The following is a 23,641-nucleotide window of genomic DNA, read 5'->3' on the forward strand; positions in this document are numbered from 1 at the left end:
GCCCATCGGGCGGGGGTCCTTCTGCGTGTGTGACGGCAGACGAGCCGGCCTGTACGCCGGGTTCTGTCGCCCGGAGACCTCGCGGTCGCCGGGGAGACGGCCATCCATCTAGGACCGGCGTTGCCGCCGGTCTCGTGCGGTCTACCCGCGAACATCGGGCGGGCAGCCCTCAAGCGTTCGCGCAGACCCGTCCGGGGACGGATCCTCTTGACCTTGCTCCAGGTGGGGTTTACCTAGCCGCCTGAGTCACCTCAGGCGCTGGTGGTCTCTTACACCACCGTTTCACCCTTACCGGGGACCGAAGCCCCCGGCGGTCTGTTTTCTGTGGCACTGTCCCGCGGGTCACCCCGGGTGGGCGTTACCCACCACCCTGCCCTGTGGAGCCCGGACGTTCCTCGGCGGGATCCGGGGATCCCGACGCGGCCGCCCGGCCGACTCGTCTGTCGTGCCGACCATGCTACCTGCAACGTGTTGGCGCTTGACCTTGACGCAGCGGCAGGGTTTCTACTGGCCCCATGCGGATCGGAGAGATCGCCGCGCTCGTCGGGGTCACCACCCGGGCGATCCGGCACTACCACCATGTCGGCCTGCTCCCGGAGCCGGAGCGGCGCCCCAACGGCTATCGCGCCTACAGCGTGCGCGACGCCGTCCTGCTCGCCCGCGTGCGCCGGCTGACCGAGCTCGGGCTGAGCCTCGACGAGGTGCGCGACGTGCTCGCGGACGACGCGGGGCGCGAGCTGGCCGACGTACTCGAAGAGCTCGACGCCGACCTCGCGCGGCAGGAGGCCGAGCTCCACGAGCGCCGCAGCCGCCTCGCGGTGCTGCGGGGCGCGCCGCCCGGGGAGGGCGAGCCGCTCTCGCCGCAGCTCGCCGCACTGCTGGCGAAGGCCCCGCCGACGGATTCACCGGCCGCAGCCAAGGACCGTGAGCACCTGACGCTGCTCGACGCCTCGGGCACGATCGGCGAGGGGGTCTACGCCGCGCTGGGGCAACTCGCCGCCGATCCGGGCGTGCTCGGGCTCTACGAGCGGCTGGACGAGCTGGCCGACGCCCCCGCCGACGACCCGCGGATCGTGCCGCTCGCCGCCGCGCTGGTGGCGGCCGTCCCCGACGAGGTGTTCGAGCTGATCGAGACCGACGGCAGGCCGGTCGTGGCCGGGTTCAAGGAGGCGCTGCTCGCCGAATACGCCCCCGCGCAGGCGGAAGTCGTACGCCGGGTGATGGAGGCGTTCATGGAGAGGGGCCGGGGATGAGCGGGAACGGGAGCGGGAGCAGTAGCGGCAACGGGGCGCCACGGGTACGGGGTCTGCGCGCCGCGCGGCTGGCGGCGGCCGCCGTCATACCCGGCGAACTGGCCCTCGTCCTCTGCCTCGCGTCCGGGGTGCGGCCGCCCGGGTGGCTCCTCGCCGTCGCCGAGGCGCTCGTGCTCGGGGTCCTCGTCCTGGAGGCCGCGGTACTGCGCGGCCTGTACGCCGGGCGGCGCGCCCGCGGCGAGGCTCCCCGGGCGGCCCTGCTGGGGGCGGTCCGGGCCGTCGTACCGGCGCCGGTCCGGCGCCTCGTCCTGCACGAGCTGCGGGCCGGCGCCGCACTCGGCCGGTGGGTGCTGCGCCGGCCGCCGCACGGGGTGCGCCCCGGCGACCTCGCCGCCGCGTACACCGGACCGCAGACGGCCATGATGTACGCGATGGCCTTCGTGTCGGTGATCGAGACCGTCGCGCTGGGCTTCCTCATCCCCTGGCCGGCCGTCCACCGGATGGTGCTGGTCCTCGACCTGTACGGGGTCGCGCTCGTGCTCGCGATGCACGCGGCCTGCGTCACCCGGCCGCACGTGGTCCGCCCCGACGGTTCGCTGCGCATCCGCTACGGCGCGCTCTTCGACCTGATGGTCCCGCCGGACGCGGTGGCCTCGGTCCGGGTGGACCGCCGCTACCCCGAGGGCCGGCTGGTGACCGTGTCCGGGGACGGTGTGCTCGACCTGATCGTCGGCAGCCAGACCACCGTCACCCTGGAACTGTCCCGGCCGCTCGGCTTCACCCGCCCGCTCGGGGCCCGGGCCGAGGCCCGCACGATCCGCTTCCACGCCGACGACCCCCGTGCGCTGGTGGCCGCACTGCGGCAACCCGCACCCCCGTGACGGGCTGCCGCAGTGCGTGGGGACTCTCCGGGGGGAGGAGGAGTCGTACGCCGAGCGTGGCAAGCCCGACCGGCCCTGTCTTGTCAAAAACGGCACTCCGGCCGGGCCGGGCCCGCTCGGCCCGGGCTCAGCCCGACAGCATCACGCTGGTGATCCGGCCCGGGAGCCGGTCCAGGGGCGAACCCGGGGGCAGGCCGCCGCGCAGCCTGACGAAGCCCGACGGGGGCAGCCCCGTCATGGCCTTCACCTCCCGGCTCAGGTGCGCCTGGTCGTGGAAGCCGCAGGCGGCCGCCACCTGAGCCCCCGCCATCCCCGCCGACAGCAGCCGCAGGGCGTGCTGGAGCCGGAACACCCGCGCCATGCCCTTGGGGGACAGGCCCACCTGCTCCCGGAAGCGCGCCCGCAGATTGCGCGCGCTCCACCCGGTCTCGGCGGTCGCCCGGGCCAGCGACCCGCTGTCGGCCCACAGCAGGGCGAGCGCCCCGCGCACCTCCGGCGCGGCGGCGGGACCGCGCTCCAACCGCCCGCAGAACACCTCGTCGAGCAGGGCGAAGCGCTCCGGCCACGAGGGGAGCGACTGCAAGCGGTCGGCCAGGTGCCTGCCCGAGGGGCCGAGCACGTCGAGCAGGTCCACGTGCGCGTCCTCGAAGTGCGCCATCGGGATGCCGAACAGCCGGTAGGCGCCGAGGGGGCTCATGTTCACCTCCAGGCCGCGCACCGCGCCCGAGTGGACCCCGATCGCCGGCACCGTGCGCGGGCCGCTGATCATGGCCCGGGAGGCGGGTCGCAGCCGGGTCGTCGCGAGCCCCTCCGTACGGGTCACCCACAACCCCTCCGTGAAGGTGAAGACCAGGGTCACGAACCCGGTGGGCAGCTCCAGCCGGCGGCGCGGGGCGGTGAACTCCGTTTCGAATCCGGTGTAGTTGACGATGAGCGGCCGCAGCGCGGCGGCCGGCCGGCGGCGCGCCCCGCGCAACCCCGCCGGGGGCGGCCCGTGCACGTCGACGGACCCCATCCCCGGGCCCTCCCCCTGCCGTTGCCAGCGGCCCCTCGGACCGCGCGGTGCGCAGATGATGACAGGCCCGGGGCCGTCGTGCCAGAGCTGTGGCGCCGGGGCCGTCGGGAGGCGGGGGAGGGCCGGACCGGTCAGGCCGGGGCAAAAAGGATCTTCGAGGTCCCCGGGTCGGCCTGCGTGAGCCGGACCCTGATCCGGTCGCCCAGCGGCAGTTCCGAGGCGGACTCGATGCGGCCGACGACCGCGGGCTCCTCCAGGTGGACCGTGCCGACCAGCGGCTCGTGCTCCTTGACGTCGATCACGGTGCCCTCGAAGGTCTCCCCGACGCGGTCCTTGAGCAGCGCCGCCTCCACCAGGTCCACGCACTCCCGCTCCACCGTGTTGGCCCGCCGTCCGCCGTCCGCCATCTCCCGCGGCAGCGCGTCCAGCGCGTCCACCGCCCACTGCGGCGGCTCGGCGCCCGCGACCGCCGCCACGCACAGCTCGCCCGCGTACCGGTCGACGAGCCGGCGCAGCGGCGCGGTGCAGTGGGCGTACGGGGCGGCCACCGCCGCGTGCAGGACCGGGTCGGGTGTCTCCCCGCCGCTGAAGGCGGTGTACCCGGCGCCGCGCAGCAGGGCCGTGCACTCCTGGAGGAACGCCGCGTGGGCCGGCAGGTGCGGGTCGAGGGAGCGGACGAGCTCGGAGTACGGGACGTGGTGCGGCCAGTCGATCCGCAGGGCCTTCGCGGCCCGCCGCAGCCGGCCGACCGCCCCGTCGGGGGCGCTGGGCAGGGTCCGCAGGATGCCGGTGCCGGCGGCGAGCATCAGCTCGGCGGCCGCCATGCCCGTCATCAGGGAGATCTGCGCGTTCCAGCCGTCCGCCGGGAGCGGGGCGCGGTAGGCCAGGGAGTACGAGCCGCCGTGCTCGACGATCTCCTGCTCGGGCACGTTCAGCGAGATGCCGCCGCGCTCCTGCTCCAGGGCCTCGCGCAGCCGGCCGACGTCCTTCAGGAGGGCCAGCGCCTCCTGCGCCGTGCCGGTGTCGATGGCCTTCTGGACGCCCTCGTAGTCGAACTTGGCCCGGCTGCGGACCAGGGCCCTGCGTACGTCGGTGGTCTCCACCCGGCCGTCGGAGTCCAGGTCGAGCCGCCACAGCAGGGCCGGGCAGGTCTGGTCGGGCAGCAGGCTGGCCGCGCCCTCCGAGAGCACGGCCGGGTGCAGCGGGACCCTCGCGTCGGGGAAGTAGAGGGTGCTGATCCGCCGGTGGGCCTCGGCGTCGAGGGCGCCGCCGGGGGTCACGAAGGCGGCGACGTCGGCGATGGCGTAGTGCACGCGGTAGCCGCCGCCGGGCCGCTTCGCCAGGTGCATGGCCTGGTCCAGGTCCCGGGAGGCCGGCGGGTCGATCGTGAAGAGGGGGACGTCGGTGGCGTCGAGGTCCGGGAGGCGCGGATCGGCCACCGCGCGCTCGGCCTCCGCGAGCGCCGCGGCCGGGAACTCCTGCGGCACCTCCAGCTTCGTCCGCAGTTCACGCAGCGCGGCCCGCAGGGCAGCCCCGTCTGCGCCGGTCATGCTCATGTGACGGCGTGGCATGGACCGAGCCTATGGCGGTGGGGCCGGGGCGGCGCGGCGAGAGCCTTACCCTGGGCCGGGGGCCGCACCCCCTGCGCCGCGTCGTACCGAAGGAGAACCACCGTGCTCGTGCTGCTGCCGCCGTCCGAGGGAAAGGCCGCCGGCGGGCCCGGCGTACCCCTGGAGCCGCAGACGCTGTCGCTGCCGGGACTGGCCGCCGCGCGCGCGGCCGTACTGGAGGAACTGGTCGACCTGTGCGCGGGGGACGAGACGAAGGCCCGTGAGGTGCTGGGCCTGAGCGAGGGGCTGCGGGGCGAGGTCGCCAAGAACGCGGAGCTGCGCGGCGCCGCCGCCCGCCCGGCGGGGGAGATCTACACCGGCGTGCTGTACGACGCGCTGGGCCTGGCCACCCTGCCGGCGGCGGCGCGCGCCCTCGCGGAGGAGTCCCTCCTGGTCTTCTCCGGGCTGTGGGGCGCGGTGAAGGTCACGGACCGCATCCCCTCCTACCGCTGCTCGATGGGTGTGAAGCTGCCGGGGCTGGGCGCGCTGAACGCGTACTGGCGCGAGCCGATGGCCTCGGTGATGCCCGAGGCGGCGGGGGAGGACCTGGTCCTGGACCTGCGCTCCTCGGCGTACGCCTCGGCGTGGAAGCCGAAGGGGGAGACGGCCGGCCGGACGGCCACGGTGCGGGTGCTGCACTCGCAGATCGTGGACGGGGTGGAGAAGCGGTCGGTGGTCAGCCACTTCAACAAGCACACCAAGGGCGTGCTGGTACGCGACCTGCTGCTGGCGGGCGCGCGGCCCGGATCCCCGGCGGAGCTGGTCACGGCCCTGCGGGACCTGGGCTTCACGGTGGAGGCGCAGGCCCCCGCCAAGGCGGCGAAGGCCTGGTCCCTCGACGTGGTCGTGACGCAGATCCACTGACGGGGCCGTCACCCGACGGGGCCGTCACCCGACGGGCCGTCCCCCGGCAGGGTCACCAGAGGCGGTCGACCGCGCCCGGGTGGAGCGGGATGCGAACGCCCGTGAAGGCGGCGCGGTCCGCGGCCGGGTCGGCGGTGAAGAAGGCCGCCAGGACGTTCTTGTCGAAGCCCGGAGCGTCCGTGGCGAGCGGGTCCTGCGGGGTCCCGCCGACCAGGACCGCGCCCGCAAGGACGCGGAAGCCGGCCGCCTCGTAGAACGGGGTGAGCTCCCGGTCGCAGCTGAACAGCGCCACGTCCACGGCCGGGTCGGCGGCGAGCGCCGCGCGGGCCGCCGCCACCAGCCGCCCGCCGTAGCCCCGGCCGCGCGCGGAGGCCCGGGTCACCACCGAGCTGAGCCCGGCCGCGCGGTAGGTCCGGCCCGCGAGCGGCACCGGCTTGTACAGCAGCGCCAGCGAGGCGGCGACCGCCCCGGACCCGTCCAGCAGCACCATCGTCCGGGGTGCGAGCGCCGGGTCGTGGCCGGCCCGCGACCCGGGCCAGGCGTGCGCCTCCAGGGCGGCGACCTGGGCGGCGAGTGCGGCGGGCAGGGCGTCGGCCCCGTACGTCTCGATCGTCGGGCCGGGGGTCACGGGATCCGTACCCCGGCGCCGCCCACCCGGACCCGGGGCTCGCCCGCCCGCAGCTGCACCGTCAGGACACCGGGGCGGCCCATGTCCTCGCCCTGGTGGAGGGTGAGGTCCGCGTCGGCCGGGACCAGGCCGAGCTCGCGGGCGTACGCCCCGAACGCGGCCGCGGCGGCTCCCGTGGCGGGGTCCTCGACGACGCCGCCGACGGGGAAGGGGTCCCGTACGTGGAACACCGCCGGGCCCGCCCGGTGCACCAGCTGGACGGTGGTCAGGTCCAGGCGCCGCATCAGCGCCTCCAGCCGGGCGAAGTCGTACGCGAGGTCCGCGAGCCGGGCCCGGGTGGCGGCGCCGAGCACGAGGTGGCGGGCGCCGGCGTAGGCGATCCGGGGCGGGATCCGCGGGTCCAGGTCCGCCGCGGGCCAGTCCAGCGCGGCCAGCGCCTCGGCGAGGTCGGCCTCCGAGATCTCCTCCACGTGGGGTTCGACGCTGGTCAGCGTGGCCCGCAGGCCGCCCGCGCCTTCGCCCTGCGAGCCGGTCGCCGAGCCGGTCGCCGAGCCGGTCACCGAGACGGGCACGGTCCCGGCCCGGGTCGCGAAGAGCAGCTCGCCGGGGCCGATCCGCTCGCCCAGCGCCACGGCGGTGGCCACGGTGGCGTGCCCGCAGAACGGGACCTCGGCCTTCGGGCTGAAGTAGCGCACGGTGAAGGCCCGGCCGGGCTCGCCGCCGAGGGACTGCGGCGGGGCGGTGAGGAAGGCGGTCTCGCTGTAGCCCAGGCCGGCCGCGATCTCCAGCATCCGGGCGTCGTCGAGCCCGGTCGCGTCGAGCACGACCCCGGCGGGGTTGCCGCCCGCCGGGTCGGCGGAGAAGGCGGTGTAGCGCAGGACCTCGGGTGTCACGGCAGTCTCGGTCATGATCGCCTCAACTTCCCGCTCCGGCCCGGCATTCCCCACCCGGCCGCGGTATTCCACGGTCGGGATTCAGCCGCGCCCGATGTACGGCATCGCCGTGGCCATCACCGTCGCGAACTGCACGTTCGCCTCCAGGGGGAGCTCCGCCATGTGCAGCACGGTGCGCGCCACGTCGGCCGCGTCCATCACCGGCTCCACCGCCAGCTGCCCGTTGGCCTGCATGATCCCGGTCTGCATCCGCTCGGTCATCTCGGTGGCCGCGTTGCCGATGTCGATCTGCCCGCACGCGATCCGGTGCGGCCGCCCGTCCAGCGACAGGGATTTCGTCAGGCCGGTCATGGCGTGCTTGGTCGCGGTGTAGGCGATCGAGTTCGGCCGCGGCACGTGGGCGGAGATGGAACCGTTGTTGATGATGCGGCCGCCCTGCGGGTCCTGCGCCTTCATCTGGCGGAAGGCCGCCTGGGCGCACAGGAAGGCCCCGGTGAGGTTGACGTCGACCACCGAGCGCCAGGCCTCGTAGGTGATGTCCTCCAGCGGGACGCCGCCCGGCCCGAAGGTGCCCGCGTTGTTGAAGAGCAGGTCGAGGCGCCCGTACCGCTCGCGTACGGCCTCGAACAGCGCGGCCACGTCGGCGGGGTCGCTGACGTCGGCCCGTACGCACAGCACGTCCGCGCCGTCGCCGGCCACCCTGGCCGTCTCCTCCAGCGGTTCGGTGCGGCGGCCGGCGGCGGCCACCGCCCATCCGGCGGCGGCCAGGGTCAGGGCCACGGAGCGGCCGATCCCGGATCCGGCGCCGGTCACCACGGCGATCTTCTTCCCACTTTCGTTCATGGGGCCGCAGGTTACGTCACAGCGGGCACCGGCCCCGGGACGTTCCAATTGCTGAGAGCATGGGTCGGTCGGGGGTGTGAGGAAACGATAAAAGGACTGGAGTTCCGTATGTCGGAGAGAGGCCCCGCGACGGCCCCCTCGGAACCGTCGCCCGCGACGCCCTCCACCACCACACCCGCCGCACCCCTGACGGCAGCCCGCCGTACGGGACTGCTCGTCACCTTCATCCTGGGCGGTCTCAGCGCCCTGCCCCCGCTGTCCATGGACATGTACCTCCCGGCGCTGCCGGAGGTCACCAACGCCCTGAACAGCCCCGCCGCGACCGTCCAGCTCACTCTCACCGCCTGCCTCGCCGGCATGGCGCTGGGCCAGCTCGTCATCGGCCCGATGAGCGACAAGTGGGGCCGCCGCAGGCCCCTGCTCGCCGGCATGGTCGTCTACGTCCTCGCCACCGCGATCTGCGCCCTCGCCCCCAGCGCCGAGCTCCTGATCGGCTTCCGCCTGCTCCAGGGGCTGGCCGGCGCGGCGGCGATCGTCATCGCGCGGGCCGTCGTACGCGACCTGTACGACGGGGTCGAGATGGCCAGGTTCTTCTCCACCCTGATGCTGATATCCGGCACCGCCCCGATCATCGCCCCGCTCATCGGCGGCCAGGTGCTGCGCTTCGCCGACTGGCGCGGGGTCTTCGTCGTGCTCACCGCCGTCGGCACCGTGCTCACCCTGGTCACCTGGCGCTGCCTGGGCGAGACCCTGCCGCCCGAGCGCCGGCAGACCGGTGGCGTGGGCGCCGCACTGCGGACCATGCGCGGCCTCCTCGGCGACCGGGTCTTCGCCGGGTACACCCTGGCGGGCGGCTTCGCCTTCGCCGCGCTCTTCGCGTACATCGCGGCCTCGCCGTTCGTGGTGCAGGAGATCTACGGGGCTTCGCCGCAGGCCTTCAGCCTGCTGTTCGGCCTCAACTCCATCGGCCTGATCGCCGCCGGCCAGGTCAACGGCAAGCTGCTGGTCGGCCGCGTCAGCATGGACAAGGTGCTGGCCGTCGGCCTCGGACTGATCATGGCCGCCTCGACGGCGCTGCTGCTGATGTCGGCCGGGGCGTTCGGCGAGGTCGGGCTCGTGCCGATCGCCGCCGGGCTGTTCGTGCTGATGTCGGCGATGGGCGTGGTCCTGCCGAACACCAACGCACTGGCCCTGATGCGCACCCCGCACGCGGCCGGGTCGGCCTCCGCGCTGCTCGGCACCTCCTCCTTCCTCGTCGGGGCCGTCGCCTCGCCGCTGGTCGGGATCGCGGGCGAGGACACGGCGGTACCGATGGCCGTGGTCCAGGTGGCGTGCGCGCTGCTGTCGGCGGCCTGCTTCCTCGGCATGTGCCGGCCGTGGCAGAACCGGGAGCCGGCGGCCGCCCGGCCGGCCGCCGCCCAGCCGTCCGCCGAGCGGTCCGGGTGACCCGCGGGAGCCGTAAACTTCGGAGGTGAACGACTCCGCCGCCTCCGCCTCCACCACCACCGCCGCAACGCTGCGCAGCGCGCTCGGCGGACTGCTCGACGGGCTCCCGCCGAAGCAGGCCACGGCCGCCGTCGAGCGGCTGATCGCCAACTACCGCGGGCAGACCCCGACCAACGCCCCCGTGCTGCGGGACCGCTCGGATGTGGCGGCGTACGCGGCGTACCGGATGCCGGCCACCTTCGAGGCCGTACGGGCCGCCCTGGACGCCCTCGCCGAAGCGGCCCCGCAGTGGGCCCCGGGCTCGCACGTGGACGTGGGCGGTGGCACGGGAGCGGCGACCTGGGCCGTGGACGCCACCTGGGACGGGCCGCGGACCACCGAGGTACTGGACTGGGCGGAGCCGGCGCTGGCCCTCGGCCGTGAACTGGCGGCGGCCTCCGGCTCCCCGGCGCTGCGCGGCGCCGACTGGCGGCGGGCCGTCATCGGAGCGGGACTGAAGCTCCCGGAGGCGGACCTGGTGACGGTCTCGTACGTGCTGGGCGAGCTGACGCCGGAGGCCCGCCGGGCGGTCGTCGCCGAGGCGGCCCGCGCCGGGCAGGCCGTGGTCCTGATCGAGCCGGGCACCCCGGAGGGCTACCTGCGCATCCGCGAGGCCCGCGACCAGCTGATCGAGGCCGGGCTGCGGGTCGCGGCCCCGTGCCCGCACGACGGGACCTGCCCGATCGAGGTCGGGCAGGACTGGTGCCACTTCTCGGCGCGGGTCAGCCGCTCCTCCCTGCACCGGAAGGTCAAGGGCGGCTCGCTCCCGTACGAGGACGAGAAGTTCAGCTACGTCGCGGCGACGCGCTTCCCGGTCGAGCCGGCAGCCTCCCGGATCACGCGCAGGCCGCAGATCAGGAAGGGGCTCGTCCTGCTGGAACTGTGCGGCCCGCAGGACGGTGACGCGCCGGGCCTGACCCGGGTCAACGTGACCAAGCGCCACGGGGACCTCTACAAGGCGGCGCGGGACGCCGACTGGGGTCAGGCCTGGCCCCCCGCCACCGAGGGCTAGCGCCACCGAGGGCTAGCGCCACCGAGGGCTAGCGCCACCGGTGCCGGGGCCGGTGCCTGCGCGCGTCAGGGCCGTAGCTCCTGGGTGCAGCACTTCACGCTGCCGCCGCCCTTGAGCAGCTCGCCCAGATCCATCGGCACCGGCTCGAACCCCCGGTCGCGCAAGGGCCTCAGCAGTCCGGTCGCCGCCTGCGGGAGCAGGACGTGCAGGCCGTCCGAGACGGCGTTGAGCCCGAGGGCCGCCGCGTCCTGGCCGTCGGCGATCAGCGCGTCCGGGAAGAGCCGCCTGAGCACGGCCTGGCTCCCGGCGGAGAACGCGGGCGGGTAGTACATGACCTCGTCGCCGTCGAGGACGGACAGCGCCGTGTCGAGGTGGTAGTAGCGCGGGTCCACCAGGTCGAGGCCGATGACCGGACGGCCGAAGAACTCCTGGGCCTCGTCGTGCGAGAGCGGGCTGGAGCGGAAGCCCCGGCCCGCGAGGATGTAGGTGGCGGTGACGGCGAAGTCGCCCTCGCCCTCGTTGACGTGGGACGGCTCGTGGACCTCGGGGAAGCCGTTGGCCCGGAACCAGCCGAGGTGGATCTCCGCCTCGGGGGCCCGCTCCGGGTAGGCGAAGCGCGCACCCAGCACCCGGCCGTCGACGACCAGGGCGCCGTTCGCCGCGAAGACCATGTCGGGCAGCGCGGGGTCGGGCACGAGGGTCTCGACGGTGTGGCCGAGGGAGCGGTAGCGGTCCCTCAGGTCTTCCCACTGGGCGAGTGCGAGGGGCAGTTCCACCGGTTTCGTGGGGTCCATCCACGGGTTGATGGAGTACGTGACCTTGAAGTGCGCGGGCGGGCACATCAGGTAGCGCCGGGGTGTGGCGTCTCTGCGCAAAGAAGGCTCCTCACGATGATGAGAAGAGAATCGTCTCTCCTCAACGCGGACGGCGCAGTGAACTGATTGGGTGGTTTCCGGGACGGCTGAAAGACGAGAGGTCCCGGGTTGGTAAATTGCCGAAAATGAACCCCAAGTCTCCCGACGCGTCGCGCCGTAGCGACCGGTCCCGGCGCGCGATCCTCGACGCCGCGCTCGCCCTGGTCGGGGAGGTCGGCTACAACAAGCTGACCATCGAGGCCATCGCCGCCCGGGCAGGCGTGGGCAAACAGACCATCTACCGCTGGTGGCCGTCGAAGGCGGCGGTCCTCCTGGACGCCTCGCTCGCGCTCGCCGGGCACTCCGAGGCGGAAGCCGACTGGGACGGCTTCCCGGACACCGGGGACCTCGCGGCCGACCTCAAGTACGTACTGCGGCTGACGGTCGACGAGTTCAACGACGAGAAGTACGAGGCGCCCGCGCGCGCCCTCACCGCGGCCGGCGCGACCGACCCGGAGCTGGGCGCCCGCTTCAACGAGCAGCTGCTGGAGCCGCAGCTCGCCCTGTACGAGGGGCGGCTGCGCGCCGCCCGCGAGGCCGGCCAGCTCGACGCGGACGTGGATCTGCGCCTGGTCGTCGAGATGCTGGTCGGGCCGCTGACGCACCGGTGGCTGCTGCGGACGGCTCCGCTGACGCACGCCTATACGGACGCGCTGGTGGACCGGGTCCTGGCGGGGGTGGGAAAGGTCACCGGCGTGTAGGGGCCAGATCAATGGCCGAGAACATATGGCCGATTTCTGTGGTTATGTAGGGGTGGCCAGTGCCCTGTCCGCAACCCCCCGGTTGAGGAGAGCGGTCACCCGGGGCGCAGGATGGTGGGACCATGTGAGGGTCCGCCGGGGCAACGGTGAGGTGAGGGGATAGATGGGGTCTGAGTCCGGCCGCGTCAAACGCGGCGAGCAGAGCAGGATTTCGCAGTGGCTGCGCCGCAGGCCGAAACCCGCTCCCGAGGACCCCGGCAGGGAACGCGAGGCGCTGCTCCTGGCCGTCGCCGCCGCAGGCCTCCCGATCGCCCCCGCCGCCCACCCCGCCGGCTACCGCTGCTCCTGCGACCGGATCGGCTGTCCGACGCCCGCGCGGCACCCGCTCTCCTTCGCCTGGCAGACCCAGTCCACCACCGACCGCGCCCAGGTCGAACGCTGGGCCCGCAGCCAGCCGCAGGCCAACTTCATCACCGCGACCGGCATGGTCCACGACGTCCTCGACGTCCCGCTGGAGGCCGGCGTCGCCGCCCTGGCCCGGCTGCTGGCCGCCGGCGTCGAGGTGGGACCGGTCGCCGAGTCCCAGGGAACCGGGGACCAGGCCCGCATGCTGTTCTTCACCGCCACCCGCGGCACCCCCGAGGACGAGGACGAGTGGTGGCCCTGCGAACTGGACTGCCACCCCGAGACGATGGACGAGCACCCGGGCCTGCGCTGGCACTGCCGCGGCAGCTACGTCCTCGTACCGCCGGCCGCGCTCCCCGGTGACCAGGCGGTCACCTGGCTCCGCGGCATGGAACACCCGCTCCCGGACCCCCTCACCCTCCTGGAGACCCTGACCGACGCCTGCGCCCAGTACGCCGGCGCCTCCGAGCAGACCCCCGCGGCGGTCGCCTGGCCCCTGGGCCGCTAGGGGGTGTCTGCCGGGCGTCGCGACGCCGCGGACATCCGCCAGACACCCCCTAACGCCCGGCCCGCACGGCGAAGGCCCCGGACGCGCACACCGCGCGTACCGGGGCCTTCGCCATGCGGGCCCGTCATGCGTCCCGCGTACTCAGGAGCGGCTCGGCTCCCGCTCCGGCTGCGCCTTGCCGCGCGTCACGGCCGGGGCCAGGAACAACGCCAGCACGGGGATCAGGTACAGCGCCCACACCGTCAGCTGGACCACCGTCGGGTCGGGCTGGAAGTTGAACACGCCCTTGAGCAGGGTCCCGTACCAGCTGTCCGGCGGGACCGCCGAGCTGATGTCGAAGGCCTTGTCGTTCAGGCCGCCCAGGAAGCGGGCCTCCTGGAGGTCGTGGACCCCGTACGCGAGGACGCCCGCGGCCACGATCACCAGCATGCCGCCGGTCCACTTGAAGAACTTCGCGAGGTTGATCTTCAGGGCGCCCCGGTAGAACAGCCAGCCCAGCACGAGGGCCGTGGCGATGCCCAGCAGCACCCCGATCAGCGGCGCCGAGGAGCCCTCGCCGCTCGCCCGGACCGAGGCCCACACGAACAGCGCGGTCTCCAGCCCCTCGCGGCCCACCGCCAGGAAGGCGGTGGCGACCAGCGCGCCGGTGCCCATGGCCAGCGCCGTGTCCAGCTTGCCGTGCAGCTCGCTCTTCAGGTGCCGCGCGGTGCGCTTCATCCAGAAGACCATCCACGTCACCAGGGCCACGGAGACGATGGACAGGCTGCCGCCCAGCAGCTCCTGCGCCTCGAAGGTCAGCTCCTGGCTGCCCCAGGTCAGCAGGGCGCCGAAGGCCAGCGAGATCGAGCAGGCGATCGCGATGCCCAGCCAGACGGGGCGCAGCGCCTCCCGCCGCTCGGTCTTCACCAGGTAGGCCACGAGGATGCAGACGACCAGGCTGGCCTCCAGCCCCTCGCGCAGGCCGATCAGATAGTTGCCGAACACGGCGGTTTCCTCTCCGGCGGGGACTACGCGAACAGCGTCCGGCCCCACCAGTCGTCCTTGTCGCGGACGCCCGGCGGGACGGCGAAGACGGCCGAACCCACGTGCTGGATGTATTCGTTGAGGACGTCGGACTTCGCCAGATTGCGCTGGATCGGGATGAAGCCCTTGCGGACGTCGCGCTGGTAGGCCAGGAAGAACAGACCCGCGTCGAGGCGGCCCAGACCGTCCGTGCCGTCCGTGAAGGAGTAACCGCGGCGCAGGATCGTCGCACCGTTGTTGGTGTCCGGGTGCGCGAGGCGGACGTGCGCCTCCGGCTTCATCGCCTTCAGGAACGGCTCGTCGCGCTCCTTGGACTTGCCGACCGGTGCGCCCTCGCCCTTGTCGCGGCCGAAGATGTCCTCCTGCTCCTGCAGGGGGGTGCGGTCCCAGGTCTCGATGTGCATCCGGATGCGCCGGGCCACCAGATACGAGCCGCCGGTCAGCCAGTCGCTGCCGTCGCCCGGGCCGACCCACACGTGCTTCTCCAGGGCCGCCTTGTCGGTGCCCGAGATGTTCCGGGTGCCGTCCTTGAAGCCCATCATGTTGCGCGGGGTCTGCTCCTCGGGCGTGGTCGAGGAGGTCTTGCCGAAGCCCAGCTGCGACCAGCGCACCGCCACCTTGCCGAAGCCGATGCGGGCCAGCTGGCGGATCGCGTGCACCGCGACCTGCGGGTCGTCGGCGCAGGCCTGGACGCAGAGGTCGCCGCCGGAGCGGGCCGGGTCCAGGTTGTCGCCGGGGAACAGCTCCAGGTCGACGAGCGCCTCGGGGCGCTTGCCCTCCAGGCCGAACCGGTCCTTGGCGAACAGGCCCGGACCGAAGCCGATGGTCAGGGTCAGGCGGGAGGCCTTCAGGCCCAGCGCCTCGCCGGTGTCGTCCGGCGGAGCCTCGGGCAGGCCGCCGAAGCCGCCCTCGCCCACCGGCCGGCCCGCCGTCATGCGGCGGGCCGCCTCGGTCCACTCCTTGAGGAGCTTGACCAGCTCCGCGCGGTCCTTCGTCTTCACGTCGAAGGCCGCGAAGTGCAGGCGGTCCTGCACGGCGCTCGCGATGCCGGCCTGGTGCTCGCCGTGGAACGGCACGGCCGCCCCGGCCGCGGCCGCCGACACCATGTCCGAGCCGCCGCCGAAGGCCGCCGCCGCACCGCCGGCCGCGGCGGCGCCGAGCGCGAGCCCGGCCCCGCCCCAGCCCAGGACGGAACGCCGCGAGGGCGCGGCCGCGGTCGTCGTCGCGCTGTCATTGTCGCCGCCGCCGTCCTGCTGCGGCTGCTGCTGCGCCGCCGACTCGGACCCGCTCATCCTGCTCTCCCGCCTGCTTCTGTCTCTGCCGGTTACTTCGCGACCGCGGCGGCGAGCTTGGAGAGCGGCTCGCCGAGGGCGCTGACGCCGTCCGAGAGCTCCTTGCGCTCCGGCTCGCCGACCTTGTCGTACGAGGTGAACTCGTAGGAGGCCTTGTCGGTGCGGTACTTGTCCAGGAGGGTGTTCATCGCCGCGAACTGGGTGTCCAGCTGCTTGGCGAGCTCCGGGTCGTTCTTCGCCGCGATCGGCTTGAGCAGCTCGTACGCCTTCTGCGCGCCCTCGACGTTGGCCTTGAAGTCGACCAGGTCGGTGTGGGAGTAACGCTCCTCCTCACCGGTGACCTTGCCGGTGGCGACCTCGTCGAGGAGCTCCTTGGCGCCGTTGGCCATCGAGGTGGGGGTGATCTCCGCCTGGCCGACCTTCTTCTGCCAGTCGGTCAGGTCCGCCATCAGGGTGTCGGCGAGCTTCTTCTCCTCGTCGCCGATCTTGTTGTCGACCCACAGGGCCTTCTCCAGGCGGTGCCAGCCGGTCCAGTCCTTCGCGGGGTCCTGACCGGCCTCCAGGCCGTCCTCGCGGACGTCGACCTTCGGGTCGATGTCGCCGAAGGACTCGGCGACCGGCTCGGTGCGCTCCCAGCCGATGCGGGAGGGCGCGTACAGCTTCTTCGCGGCTTCGACGTCACCGGCCTTGACGGCGTCGGCGAAGGCCTGCGCCTTGGGGAGGGTCTCCTCGGCCTGCGTGACCACGTACGCGCGGTAGGCGGCGACCGCGGCGTCCGCCTCGGGGCTGCGCTTCTCCTCGGCGGCGCCCTTGCCGGTGGCCTTGACCTTCTGCTTGATGCCGTCGCCCTTCATGCCGGGCTTGCAGACGATCTCGTACTCGCCCGCCTTGATCTCGGCGGTGATGGAGGCCTTGGTGCCGGGGCCGATGTTCTCGCGCTCGGTCACGATGCGGGCGTCCGGGAAGAGGACGTAGACCTCGGTGACCTTCGAGCCCTTGTTCTCGACGTCGATCTGCACCTTGCCCGCGGGGAACTCGGTCTTCGACACGTCGCAGGCGCTGTCGGAGGCCGCCACCTTGATCGCGCCGTCGCCGCCCGCGTCGCTCTTCTGGGAGCAGCCGGTGACGGCGGTCAGAGCGGCCACCAGGGAGGCGGCGACGACGGTGAGGCGGGCGGGGCGCATAGGGGGCTCCTGGGCGTCGGGCGAAGGGGCCGTCCCAACAGGGAGAGGCCGGTGAGGCGGACCTAACTTAACCGAGGCTTACCTGACCCATACCCACTCGTCGAGTGATTCAGCGCACACCTGCTACCGCCGGATACAGGGCCATCACGGCCCACCCATGGGCCCCCCATCGTCGGGTCAAGACCAGGTCAAGCTGCCGGAGGCCCGTTCCGCACCGCGGAACGGGCACCGTCCGAACCGCGGACGGGAACCACCAGCGGAGCTCCGGTGCGAGGGTGCGGGAAGACCTCGACCGGCTGCCGGTAGACCAGGCTGAGCAGGTCGCCCCCGAACACCTCCGCCGGCAGGCCGTCCGCCGCGACGCGCCCTTCGTGCAGCACGGCCGCCCGGTCCGCGTAGGCGGCGGCCAGGCCCAGGTCGTGCAGGACGACGACCACGGCGTCCCCGGCCGCGGCCCGCTCCCGGCAGATCCGCAGCACCAGCTCCTGGTGGCGCAGGTCCAGTGCGGCGGTGGGCTCGTCGAGCAGCAGCAGCGGGGCCCGTTGGGCCAGTACGCGGGCCAGCGCGACGCGGGCCCGCTCGCCGCCGGAGAGGGCCGAGAAGGGGCGGTCGGCGAAGGCGGTCACCTCCGTGGCGGCCATGGCGGTGGCCACCGCCTCCTCGTCGGCCTCGGCGTAGGGGGTGCCCGCCCAGGGGGCCCGGCCCATCCGTACGACCTCCCCGACGGGAAAAGGGAAGGACAGTTCGGCCGACTGGGGGAGCACGGAGCGCCGCAGGGCCAGTTCGGGCGCCGACCAGTCGCCCACCGGGCGCCCGTCGATCCGTACGACCCCGGAGGCCGCCGGCAGGTCCGCGGCGAGCGCGGCCAGCAGCGTGGACTTGCCGGCGCCGTTCGGGCCGACCAGGGCCAGCACCTCGCCCGCCCGGGCGGTCAGGTCGATCCCGGCGAGGACCTCGCGCTCCCCGAGCCGGACGTGCAGGCCCGCGATCTCGACGACGGCGTCCCCGAGGGCCGGGCGGGCCGGAACGGTGCGCTTGTGGCGGCCGAACAGCCCGGTCAGCTTGCTGGTCACGCCCAGCCTCCTTGCTTGCGGCGGGTGCGGCGCAGCAGCCAGAAGAAGAACGGGCTGCCGATCAGGGCGGTCAGCACACCGAGCGGGAGCTCGGCGGGCCGGGCGATCGTACGGGCGGCCAGATCGCCCGCCATGAGGACGACGGCGCCGGCCAGGGCGCTGCCCGGCACCAGGAAGCGGTGGCCGGGACCGTTGGCCATCCGCAGCAGGTGCGGGACCAGCAGCCCGACGAAGGTGATGACCCCGGCCACGGCCACCGCGGCGGCGGTGAGCAGGGCGACGACCAGGATCAGGGCGAGCCGCAGCCGCTCGACGTCGATGCCGAGGTGCCGGGCGGGCCGCTCGCCGAGCGCGAGGAGGTCGAGGCGGCGGGCGTAGAAGGGGGCGGCGATCAGACCGGCCAGGGCGCAGGGCAGGACCGCGAGCACCTTGGGCCAGGTGGCCTGGGCGAGGGAGCCGAGCTGCCAGAAGGTGATCTGGTTGACCTGCCCGCTGTCCGCGAAGAAGACGAACAGGCCGATCAGGGCGCCGGCGAAGGCGTTGACCGCGATCCCGGTGAGGATGAGCGTGACGACCTCGGTCTTTCCGCCGTTGCGGGAGAGGAGGTAGACGGAGCCGACGGTGACCAGGCCCGCGACGAACGCGCAGACGGTGATGGTCCAGTTGCCGAAGAAGCTGAGCCCGAGGCCGATGGCGGCGACCGCGCCCACGGCGGAGCCGGCCGAGATGCCGATCACGCCCGGCTCGGCGAGGGGGTTGCCGAAGACGCCCTGCATGAGCGCGCCCGCGCAGCCGAGGCTCGCGCCGACCAGCAGCGCGAGCACGACCCGGGGGAGCCGTACGTTCCACAGCACGCTCTCGCCGACCCGGTCGAGCGGAGCTCCGCCCAAGCCGACGCGGTGCTGGACCGAGGCGAGCACGTCGCCGAGGGGGATCTCGTACGCGCCGACTCCTGCGGAGAGGAGGGCGAGGAGGAGCAGGGTGGCGACCAGCCCGGCGGTGAGCAGCGGGGCCGTGCGCCGACCCGGCCTCCCGGGCTCCGCCCGGACCCGCTGGGGCGTCGGCGGGGCCGGATTGTGGGTGACGCCGCCTCCGCCTCTCGGCAGCGCCGCCGGGCGGGAGTCGGCCTCGGCGGCGTTCTCGTAGGGCAGGGGCATCAGGCGCCCTTGCCGTAGAGCTGGGAGACCAGGGAGGCGAGCACCTGGTCGGTACGGGGGCCGTAGTTCAGCAGGACGCCGTCGTCGACCGTGACCACCCGGCGGTCCATGCCGGCCGGGGTCTGGGCCACGCCCGGCACCTTGACCAGGCCGTCGACGCCGCCGACCGATTCGAGGCCCTTCGACATGACCAGGATCGCGTCGGGCGCGGCGGCCGCCAGGGCCTCGCTGGTGATCGGGGTGAAGTCCTTGCCCAGACCGGAGTCCTTGCCCGTGTCGACCGCGCCGGCCGCCTCAAGCAGCGAGGCCGCGCCGGAGTCGGAGCCGCCCAGCAGGTAGACGGAAGCGGTGCCGCGCAGGTAGAGGAAGGCCACCCGGGGCTTCTTGGCCGAGGCGGCGGCCGGAACGTCCTTGCGGACGGCGGCGATCCGCTCGGCGGTGCGCTGGTTCAGCCGGGCCCCGGCGTCCTTGACGCCCAGGGCGGCGGAGACCGCGTCGATCCGCTTCGGTACGTCGTCGAGGTTCTTGGCGGGGGCGAGGACCAGCACCGGAATGCCGGCGTCGCGGATCTGCTGAATCGCTTCTGCGGGACCGCTGGTGGTCTCCGCCAGCACCAGCGTCGGGCGGAGCGAGAGCACGCTCTCCGCCGAGACGTCGTGGCCACGTGTCACCACCGGTAGCGCCGCGGCCTGTTCGAAGGTGGCGGTGATGTCCCGGGCCACGACCCGGTCGCCGAGGCCCAGTGTGTGGACGATCTCGTTGAGGCTGCCGGTCAGCGGTACGAGCCGGTCCGCCGATGCGACCTTGACCTGGGTCCCGTCCACCGAGGGCACGGTCACCGGCAGGGCCGGAGCCGGCGCCGGGGTGAGGGGCTCCACCCGGTCCGGGGCGGCGGCGGGGCGGGCGGATGAGCCCGGAGTGGTGGCCGTACCTCCGCAGCCCGTGAGCGCAAGTGCCAGTGCTGCCAAGGCAAGAGCGATACGGGGAATGCGGTGTGACGCGGCGGGCGTAGGCACGAAGGCACCGTCCTGATCGTCCGACTGAGGTTGTGGGGACCGGGGGGTTCCGTACCCGGCCAGGGATAGCTTAGGTTAGCCTAACCTTGCTTGCTAGACCCTGGAGGGGACATTCATGCCCGCAAGACCCGCCCGTACCCTCGCAGTCGTCCTGTTGGCGGCCCTGTTGGGGACCCTGCTCTCGGCCACCGCCGCTCATGCGGGCACCGTGCAGGGGGGCCGGCTCGACTGGGGCATCAAATCTTCTTTCCAGAGTTATGTCACCGGGCCGGTGGCGAAAGGTTCTTTCAAGCTGAAGGGCGGCGCCGCCACCGTGGGCGGCAGCCTGTTCCGCTTCCACTCGGCGAGCGGCTCCTACGACCCGGCCTCCGGCACCTTCGAGGCCGCGTACTCGGGAGGGGTCACCTTCCAGGGACACCAGAAGCCCGACGGCGCCTACGAGCTCGACATGACCGTCAGCCGGCCCACCGTCAAGATCTCGGGCGGCCGCGGCACCCTGTACGCGGACGTCTCCAGCAAGGCCAAGGACACCGGCGCGGTCACCAGCCAGTCCCAGGTGCCCTTCGCCACGCTCGGCGTCGGCGGCATCGACATGAAGGGCGGCGGCAGTCCGCTGACCCTCACCAACGTCCCGGCGACCCTGACCGATCAGGGCGCCAAGGCCTTCGCGGGCTACTACGCCGCCGGTACGCAGCTCGACCCCGTCTCGCTGTCCGCCGACGTCAAGGCCGCCCCCTCCGCACAGCAGCCGACGGCGCCCACCGGAACCCCGCAGGCACCGCAGACCCCCGAGACCTCGCAGGCCCCGGGCGCCTTCGCCGACGCCGCCGTCGACTGGGGAGTGCGCCGCACCTTCCGCGAGTACGTCACCGGCTCCATCGGCCAGGGCAAGTGGACCCTCGCCGAAGGCGCCCAGGACGGCGGGGCGCTGTTCCGCTTCCCGCAGGGCAAGGGCTCGTACGACGGCCAGAAGGGCGTCCTGGACGCGGCCTTCGCGGGCACGGTCCAATTCACCGGCGCCGACCTGGACCTGAAGTTCGGCAAGGTGAGCGTCAAGGTGGAGAACGGCAAGGGCGTCCTGTCCGCCGATGTCACCACCGGCGCCGGGACCAAGAACGGCGTCGCGCTGGTGGAGTTCGACGCCAAGGGACTGAAGACCGAGGGCAAACTGGCCACGCTGACCGAGGCCCCGGCCACGCTCACCGAGGGCGGATCCGAGGCCTTCAGGACCACGGCCCTGTCCTCCATGTACAAGGCCGGCACCGAGATGGACCCGGTCTCGCTCGCCGTCGCCCTGGAGGCCGGCGCGCAGCTGCCGGCCCTGCCCGACCTCGGCTCCACGGCCCCGCCCGCGGCGGCCCCGCCGAGCGCGCCCGCGGCCGCCGCCACCGGCGCCGATGCGGAGCAGTCCTCGAACACCGGGCTGTACGTCGCCCTGGCGGTGGCCCTGCTGGTCCTGGCGGGCGGCGCGGCCTTCCTGGTGGTCCGCAAGCGCCGTACGGCGGATGCGGCAGGTGCGGCCGACGCCGCGGAAGCCGGTGCGGAGGCGTCGGCCGGGGCCGGATCCCCGCCCGGCGCGCCGTAGTACCGCACCGCCACACCGCCGCCCCCACCCGACTCGCCTTCCTCTTCCCTCTGCTTCAGGAGACCCCCAGCCATGTCCTCGAACCGCCGCCCGATCAACCTCGCGGCCGCCGTCCTCACCGCCGCCGCCCTCGGCGCCACCGCCTTCGCCATACCCGCGACGGCCGCGGGCGAGGCGGCCCCCGCCGCCGCGGCCCCCGCCGCGGCGCCGCCCCGGGCGGTCACCGGTGGCACGTTCGACTGGGGCGTCCTGGAGCGGTACCGCAAGTACGTCACGCGCCCGGTCGAGCAGGGCGGCGCGGGCGGAACCATCACGGGCTCCGACGGGGCCAAGGTGAACGCCGACGGAACCTTCCGGCTGGCGGCGGTCGGTGGCGCGTACGACCCCGCCGCGCACACGGTGAAGGCCTCCTTCAAGGGCGGTGTCACCTTCGCCTCGCCGGCGCACGGCTTCGAAGTCACGCTGTCCGACTTCCGGTTCGACACCGCCACCCAGAAGGTCACGGCCGACGTGGCGAAGAAGGGCGCGGAGACCAAGCAGGACGTGCCGCTCGCCGACTTCGTCGCCGGCCGCAGTACCGAGAACCTGCCCACCAAGATCACCGAGCAGGCCGCGGCCGAACTCGGCGGCCCCTACACGGGCGTGGACGGCGACCCGCTCACGGTGAAGCTGGAGTTCGAGCAGCCCGCCTCGCCGAGCGCCACGCCCAGCACGACCCCGTCGCCCACGCCCACCCCGACCCCCACCCCGACCCCGACCCCGACGCAGTCGAGGACGGCGACCGCCACGGCGCAGCCCACGGCGACGGCGACCGCCGACGGCCCGCAGAAGGTGCTCGGCGGCAAGCTGACGTGGGGCGTGAAGGAGTCCTTCCGCCGCTACGTGCAGAGCGCGGGCTCGATCACCCCGGCCGGCGGGGCCGTCAAGAACGGCGACCTCTTCGACTTCGCCTTCGGCAAGGGTGAGCTGGACGCCAAGAAGCAGAAGCTGAGCGCCTCCTTCGAGGGCAACCTCCGCTTCCAGTACACGGCCCACGGCATCGACATGAGCTTCGCCAACCTCCGCGTCGAGGCCACCGGCAGGGCCGGCACCCTGTACGTCGACGTCACGAACGCCTCGGGCAGCAAGGCGGGCGTCCCCTTCGCCACGCTCGACCTGTCGAAGACCGACTACAAGACCAAGGGCGGCGTGCTCGCGCTGAACGCGGTCCCGGCGGCCTTCACCGCCGAGGGCGCGGCCACCTTCGCCAACGCCACCACCGGTTCCATGTACCACGCGGGGGACCCGGTCGACCCGCTCAGCTTCTCCGTGGCCGTCGACAAGGATGCCACCCTCCCGGCCGCGGGCGGTACCAATGGCGGGACCGCCGCCGGCGGCGCCACGGCCGGCGGCGCAGGTTCCGTCGGCGGGAACCTCGCCACCACCGGCTCCGAGATCCCGGCGGGGACCCTGCTCGGCGCCTCCGCCGCGGTGATCGCGGCCGGCGCGGGCGCGGTGTTCCTCGGGCGCCGCCGCCGCACGGTGCTGAGCTGACCCGTGTTTGAATGCCCGCGTGAACGATCTCGATGTCCTCAAGGTCTTCTGCGCGGGTGACGGCCGGTACGGCAACCGGCTCGGTGTCGTGCGCGACGGCCGGACCTGCCCCGACGACCGGTCGCGGCAGGAGCTGGCCGCCGAACTCGGCTACAGCGAGACGGTGTTCGTCGACGACCCCGAGCGCGGGGTCGTCGACATCCGCACCCCCGGCACGCGGATGGCCTTCGCCGGCCATCCGCTGGTCGGGGTCGCCTGGCTGCTCGACATCGGGGAGCTCCAGCCGCCGGCCGGTTCCGTATGGGCCCGCGACGACGGGGAGTTCACCTGGATCACGGCCCGCCCCGAATGGGTCGAGGGCAAGCGCACCGAGCAGTACGCCACCGTCGCCGAGGTCGAGGCGCTGCCCGCCCCGCCGCCCGGCGAGGGCTGGCTGTACGCCTGGGCCTGGGAGGACGAGGCCGCGGGCCGGGTCCGGGCCCGCGGCTTCCCGCGCCGCCCCGACGGGGCGATCGTCGAGGACGAGGCCACGGGCTCGGCGGCGATCCTGCTGACGGCCGAGCTCAACCGCGCCCTGAACATCACCCAGGGCGAGGGCTCCCAGATCCTCACCGCCCCCGGACCGGACGGCACGGTGGAGATCGGCGGCCGCGTCCGCTTCGCGTCGTAGCCGTACGCGAGAGGGGCGGGGGGGGGGGGGGGGGGGGGGGGGGGGGACTCCCCCCCCCCCCGTGGGGCGCTTCTTTCCCCCCCCCCCCAACACACC

Annotated in this window: 21 protein-coding genes, 1 other RNA gene and 1 pseudogene; 10 read left to right on the forward strand and 13 right to left on the reverse strand. The window is 73.7% G+C overall.

Annotation, left to right across the window (positions count from 1 at the left end; all coding sequences use genetic code 11):
* Positions 1-36: 36 nt before the first annotated feature.
* An RNA gene (gene rnpB / locus ACZ7GJ_RS32080) (RNase P RNA component class A) lies at positions 37-439 on the reverse strand.
* A gap of 76 nt (positions 440-515) precedes the next feature.
* Between rnpB and ACZ7GJ_RS32085 the strand changes: the two genes are divergently transcribed.
* Together ACZ7GJ_RS32085 and ACZ7GJ_RS32090 are read left to right on the forward strand one after the other, a co-directional pair.
* A complete protein-coding gene (locus ACZ7GJ_RS32085; RefSeq protein ID WP_470756591.1) occupies positions 516-1,253 on the forward strand; it encodes a MerR family transcriptional regulator in 738 nt (245 codons plus the stop codon).
* Positions 1,250-2,134 carry a hypothetical protein gene (locus tag ACZ7GJ_RS32090; protein WP_470756593.1) on the forward strand — a complete coding sequence of 295 codons (885 nt, stop codon included), beginning with the start codon at positions 1,250-1,252 and terminating at the stop codon, positions 2,132-2,134. The genes ACZ7GJ_RS32085 and ACZ7GJ_RS32090 overlap by 4 nt, the downstream gene beginning before the upstream one ends.
* Positions 2,135-2,261: 127 nt before the next feature.
* On the opposite strand, the gene ACZ7GJ_RS32095 is transcribed toward ACZ7GJ_RS32090, so the two are convergent.
* On the reverse strand, positions 2,262-3,149 hold the full coding sequence (locus tag ACZ7GJ_RS32095; protein WP_470756595.1) for a helix-turn-helix domain-containing protein: 888 nt from the start codon (positions 3,147-3,149) through the stop codon (positions 2,262-2,264).
* A 131-nt stretch (positions 3,150-3,280) separates the two neighbouring features.
* Positions 3,281-4,720, reverse strand: coding sequence for an RNB domain-containing ribonuclease (locus ACZ7GJ_RS32100; protein WP_470756597.1), 1,440 nt, complete (start codon positions 4,718-4,720; stop codon positions 3,281-3,283).
* Between the two features lie 102 nt (positions 4,721-4,822).
* On the opposite strand from ACZ7GJ_RS32100, the gene yaaA reads away from it, so the two are divergent.
* A complete protein-coding gene (yaaA, locus tag ACZ7GJ_RS32105) occupies positions 4,823-5,623 on the forward strand; it encodes a peroxide stress protein YaaA (protein WP_470756599.1) in 801 nt (266 codons plus the stop codon).
* Between the two features lie 52 nt (positions 5,624-5,675).
* On the opposite strand, the gene ACZ7GJ_RS32110 is transcribed toward yaaA, so the two are convergent.
* The 3 genes from ACZ7GJ_RS32110 to ACZ7GJ_RS32120 all read right to left on the reverse strand — a co-directional run bounded on the left by ACZ7GJ_RS32110 (position 5,676) and on the right by ACZ7GJ_RS32120 (position 7,987).
* Positions 5,676-6,251, reverse strand: a complete 576-nt coding sequence (locus ACZ7GJ_RS32110) for a GNAT family N-acetyltransferase (RefSeq protein WP_470756601.1) — start codon at positions 6,249-6,251, stop codon at positions 5,676-5,678.
* Entirely contained in the window at positions 6,248-7,159 is a 912-nt protein-coding gene (locus tag ACZ7GJ_RS32115; RefSeq protein WP_470756603.1) for a PhzF family phenazine biosynthesis protein, read from the reverse strand. Before ACZ7GJ_RS32115 ends, ACZ7GJ_RS32110 begins: the two co-directional genes overlap by 4 nt.
* Before the next feature lie 66 nt (positions 7,160-7,225).
* Entirely contained in the window at positions 7,226-7,987 is a 762-nt protein-coding gene (locus ACZ7GJ_RS32120; protein WP_470756605.1) for an SDR family oxidoreductase, read from the reverse strand.
* A gap of 108 nt (positions 7,988-8,095) precedes the next feature.
* On the opposite strand from ACZ7GJ_RS32120, the gene ACZ7GJ_RS32125 reads away from it, so the two are divergent.
* Both ACZ7GJ_RS32125 and ACZ7GJ_RS32130 read left to right on the forward strand, forming a co-directional pair.
* Positions 8,096-9,433, forward strand: coding sequence for a Bcr/CflA family multidrug efflux MFS transporter (locus tag ACZ7GJ_RS32125; protein ID WP_470756607.1), 1,338 nt, complete (start codon positions 8,096-8,098; stop codon positions 9,431-9,433).
* A gap of 25 nt (positions 9,434-9,458) precedes the next feature.
* Positions 9,459-10,484: a small ribosomal subunit Rsm22 family protein gene (locus tag ACZ7GJ_RS32130; protein WP_470756609.1), complete on the forward strand. Its 1,026-nt coding sequence runs from the start codon at positions 9,459-9,461 to the stop codon at positions 10,482-10,484.
* Between the two features lie 65 nt (positions 10,485-10,549).
* On the opposite strand, the pseudogene ddaH reads toward ACZ7GJ_RS32130, so the two are convergent.
* A pseudogene (gene ddaH / locus ACZ7GJ_RS32135) lies at positions 10,550-11,386 on the reverse strand (dimethylargininase); the annotation flags it as partial.
* A gap of 98 nt (positions 11,387-11,484) precedes the next feature.
* Between ddaH and ACZ7GJ_RS32140 the strand changes: the two are divergent.
* Positions 11,485-12,099: a TetR/AcrR family transcriptional regulator gene (locus ACZ7GJ_RS32140; RefSeq protein WP_470756611.1), complete on the forward strand. Its 615-nt coding sequence runs from the start codon at positions 11,485-11,487 to the stop codon at positions 12,097-12,099.
* A 163-nt stretch (positions 12,100-12,262) separates the two neighbouring features.
* Complete coding sequence (locus ACZ7GJ_RS32145; RefSeq protein ID WP_470756613.1) at positions 12,263-13,012, forward strand: bifunctional DNA primase/polymerase; 750 nt, start codon at positions 12,263-12,265, stop codon at positions 13,010-13,012.
* A 141-nt stretch (positions 13,013-13,153) separates the two neighbouring features.
* On the opposite strand, the gene efeU is transcribed toward ACZ7GJ_RS32145, so the two are convergent.
* From efeU to ACZ7GJ_RS32175, 6 genes are all read right to left on the reverse strand, one after another.
* Complete coding sequence (gene efeU, locus ACZ7GJ_RS32150) at positions 13,154-13,996, reverse strand: iron uptake transporter permease EfeU (RefSeq protein WP_470756615.1); 843 nt, start codon at positions 13,994-13,996, stop codon at positions 13,154-13,156.
* A gap of 23 nt (positions 13,997-14,019) precedes the next feature.
* Positions 14,020-15,327 carry an iron uptake transporter deferrochelatase/peroxidase subunit gene (gene efeB, locus ACZ7GJ_RS32155; RefSeq protein ID WP_470756617.1) on the reverse strand — a complete coding sequence of 436 codons (1,308 nt, stop codon included), beginning with the start codon at positions 15,325-15,327 and terminating at the stop codon, positions 14,020-14,022.
* Between the two features lie 32 nt (positions 15,328-15,359).
* On the reverse strand, positions 15,360-16,511 hold the full coding sequence (gene efeO, locus ACZ7GJ_RS32160) for an iron uptake system protein EfeO (RefSeq protein WP_470756619.1): 1,152 nt from the start codon (positions 16,509-16,511) through the stop codon (positions 15,360-15,362).
* 188 nt (positions 16,512-16,699) lie between these two features.
* Entirely contained in the window at positions 16,700-17,584 is an 885-nt protein-coding gene (locus ACZ7GJ_RS32165; RefSeq protein ID WP_470756621.1) for a heme ABC transporter ATP-binding protein, read from the reverse strand.
* A complete protein-coding gene (locus ACZ7GJ_RS32170) occupies positions 17,581-18,741 on the reverse strand; it encodes a FecCD family ABC transporter permease (protein WP_470756623.1) in 1,161 nt (386 codons plus the stop codon). The genes ACZ7GJ_RS32165 and ACZ7GJ_RS32170 overlap by 4 nt, the downstream gene beginning before the upstream one ends.
* The gene (locus ACZ7GJ_RS32175) at positions 18,741-19,757 is read right to left on the reverse strand and encodes a heme/hemin ABC transporter substrate-binding protein (protein WP_470756625.1); all 1,017 of its coding nucleotides are present in this window, start codon (positions 19,755-19,757) and stop codon (positions 18,741-18,743) included. The genes ACZ7GJ_RS32170 and ACZ7GJ_RS32175 overlap by 1 nt, the downstream gene beginning before the upstream one ends.
* 115 nt (positions 19,758-19,872) lie before the next feature.
* On the opposite strand from ACZ7GJ_RS32175, the gene ACZ7GJ_RS32180 reads away from it, so the two are divergent.
* The 3 genes from ACZ7GJ_RS32180 (at position 19,873) to ACZ7GJ_RS32190 (ending at position 23,545) form a co-directional block, all read left to right on the forward strand.
* Positions 19,873-21,342, forward strand: coding sequence for an HtaA domain-containing protein (locus ACZ7GJ_RS32180; RefSeq protein ID WP_470756627.1), 1,470 nt, complete (start codon positions 19,873-19,875; stop codon positions 21,340-21,342).
* Positions 21,343-21,414: 72 nt separating this feature from the next.
* On the forward strand, positions 21,415-22,875 hold the full coding sequence (locus ACZ7GJ_RS32185; RefSeq protein ID WP_470756629.1) for an HtaA domain-containing protein: 1,461 nt from the start codon (positions 21,415-21,417) through the stop codon (positions 22,873-22,875).
* Between the two features lie 19 nt (positions 22,876-22,894).
* Complete coding sequence (locus ACZ7GJ_RS32190; RefSeq protein ID WP_470756631.1) at positions 22,895-23,545, forward strand: PhzF family phenazine biosynthesis protein; 651 nt, start codon at positions 22,895-22,897, stop codon at positions 23,543-23,545.
* Positions 23,546-23,641: the final 96 nt, after the last annotated feature.

The sequence above is a fragment of the Streptomyces sp. NPDC037242 genome, assembly GCF_055604165.1.

Excerpts from the sequence above, each read along its gene's own strand:
- ACZ7GJ_RS32125 (WP_470756607.1), top strand. The coding sequence starts at position 8,096 with ATGTCGGAGAGAGGCCCCGCGACGGCCCCCTCGGAACCGTCGCCCGCG.
- ACZ7GJ_RS32100 (WP_470756597.1), bottom strand. The coding sequence starts at position 4,720 with ATGCCACGCCGTCACATGAGCATGACCGGCGCAGACGGGGCTGCCCTG.
- ACZ7GJ_RS32170 (WP_470756623.1), bottom strand. The coding sequence starts at position 18,741 with ATGCCCCTGCCCTACGAGAACGCCGCCGAGGCCGACTCCCGCCCGGCG.
- ACZ7GJ_RS32145 (WP_470756613.1), top strand. The coding sequence starts at position 12,263 with ATGGGGTCTGAGTCCGGCCGCGTCAAACGCGGCGAGCAGAGCAGGATT.
- efeO (WP_470756619.1), bottom strand. The coding sequence starts at position 16,511 with ATGCGCCCCGCCCGCCTCACCGTCGTCGCCGCCTCCCTGGTGGCCGCT.
- ACZ7GJ_RS32095 (WP_470756595.1), bottom strand. The coding sequence starts at position 3,149 with ATGGGGTCCGTCGACGTGCACGGGCCGCCCCCGGCGGGGTTGCGCGGG.
- efeB (WP_470756617.1), bottom strand. The coding sequence starts at position 15,327 with ATGAGCGGGTCCGAGTCGGCGGCGCAGCAGCAGCCGCAGCAGGACGGC.
- ACZ7GJ_RS32140 (WP_470756611.1), top strand. The coding sequence starts at position 11,485 with ATGAACCCCAAGTCTCCCGACGCGTCGCGCCGTAGCGACCGGTCCCGG.
- ACZ7GJ_RS32180 (WP_470756627.1), top strand. The coding sequence starts at position 19,873 with ATGCCCGCAAGACCCGCCCGTACCCTCGCAGTCGTCCTGTTGGCGGCC.
- ACZ7GJ_RS32115 (WP_470756603.1), bottom strand. The coding sequence starts at position 7,159 with ATGACCGAGACTGCCGTGACACCCGAGGTCCTGCGCTACACCGCCTTC.
- ACZ7GJ_RS32085 (WP_470756591.1), top strand. The coding sequence starts at position 516 with ATGCGGATCGGAGAGATCGCCGCGCTCGTCGGGGTCACCACCCGGGCG.
- ACZ7GJ_RS32120 (WP_470756605.1), bottom strand. The coding sequence starts at position 7,987 with ATGAACGAAAGTGGGAAGAAGATCGCCGTGGTGACCGGCGCCGGATCC.
- ACZ7GJ_RS32185 (WP_470756629.1), top strand. The coding sequence starts at position 21,415 with ATGTCCTCGAACCGCCGCCCGATCAACCTCGCGGCCGCCGTCCTCACC.
- ACZ7GJ_RS32090 (WP_470756593.1), top strand. The coding sequence starts at position 1,250 with ATGAGCGGGAACGGGAGCGGGAGCAGTAGCGGCAACGGGGCGCCACGG.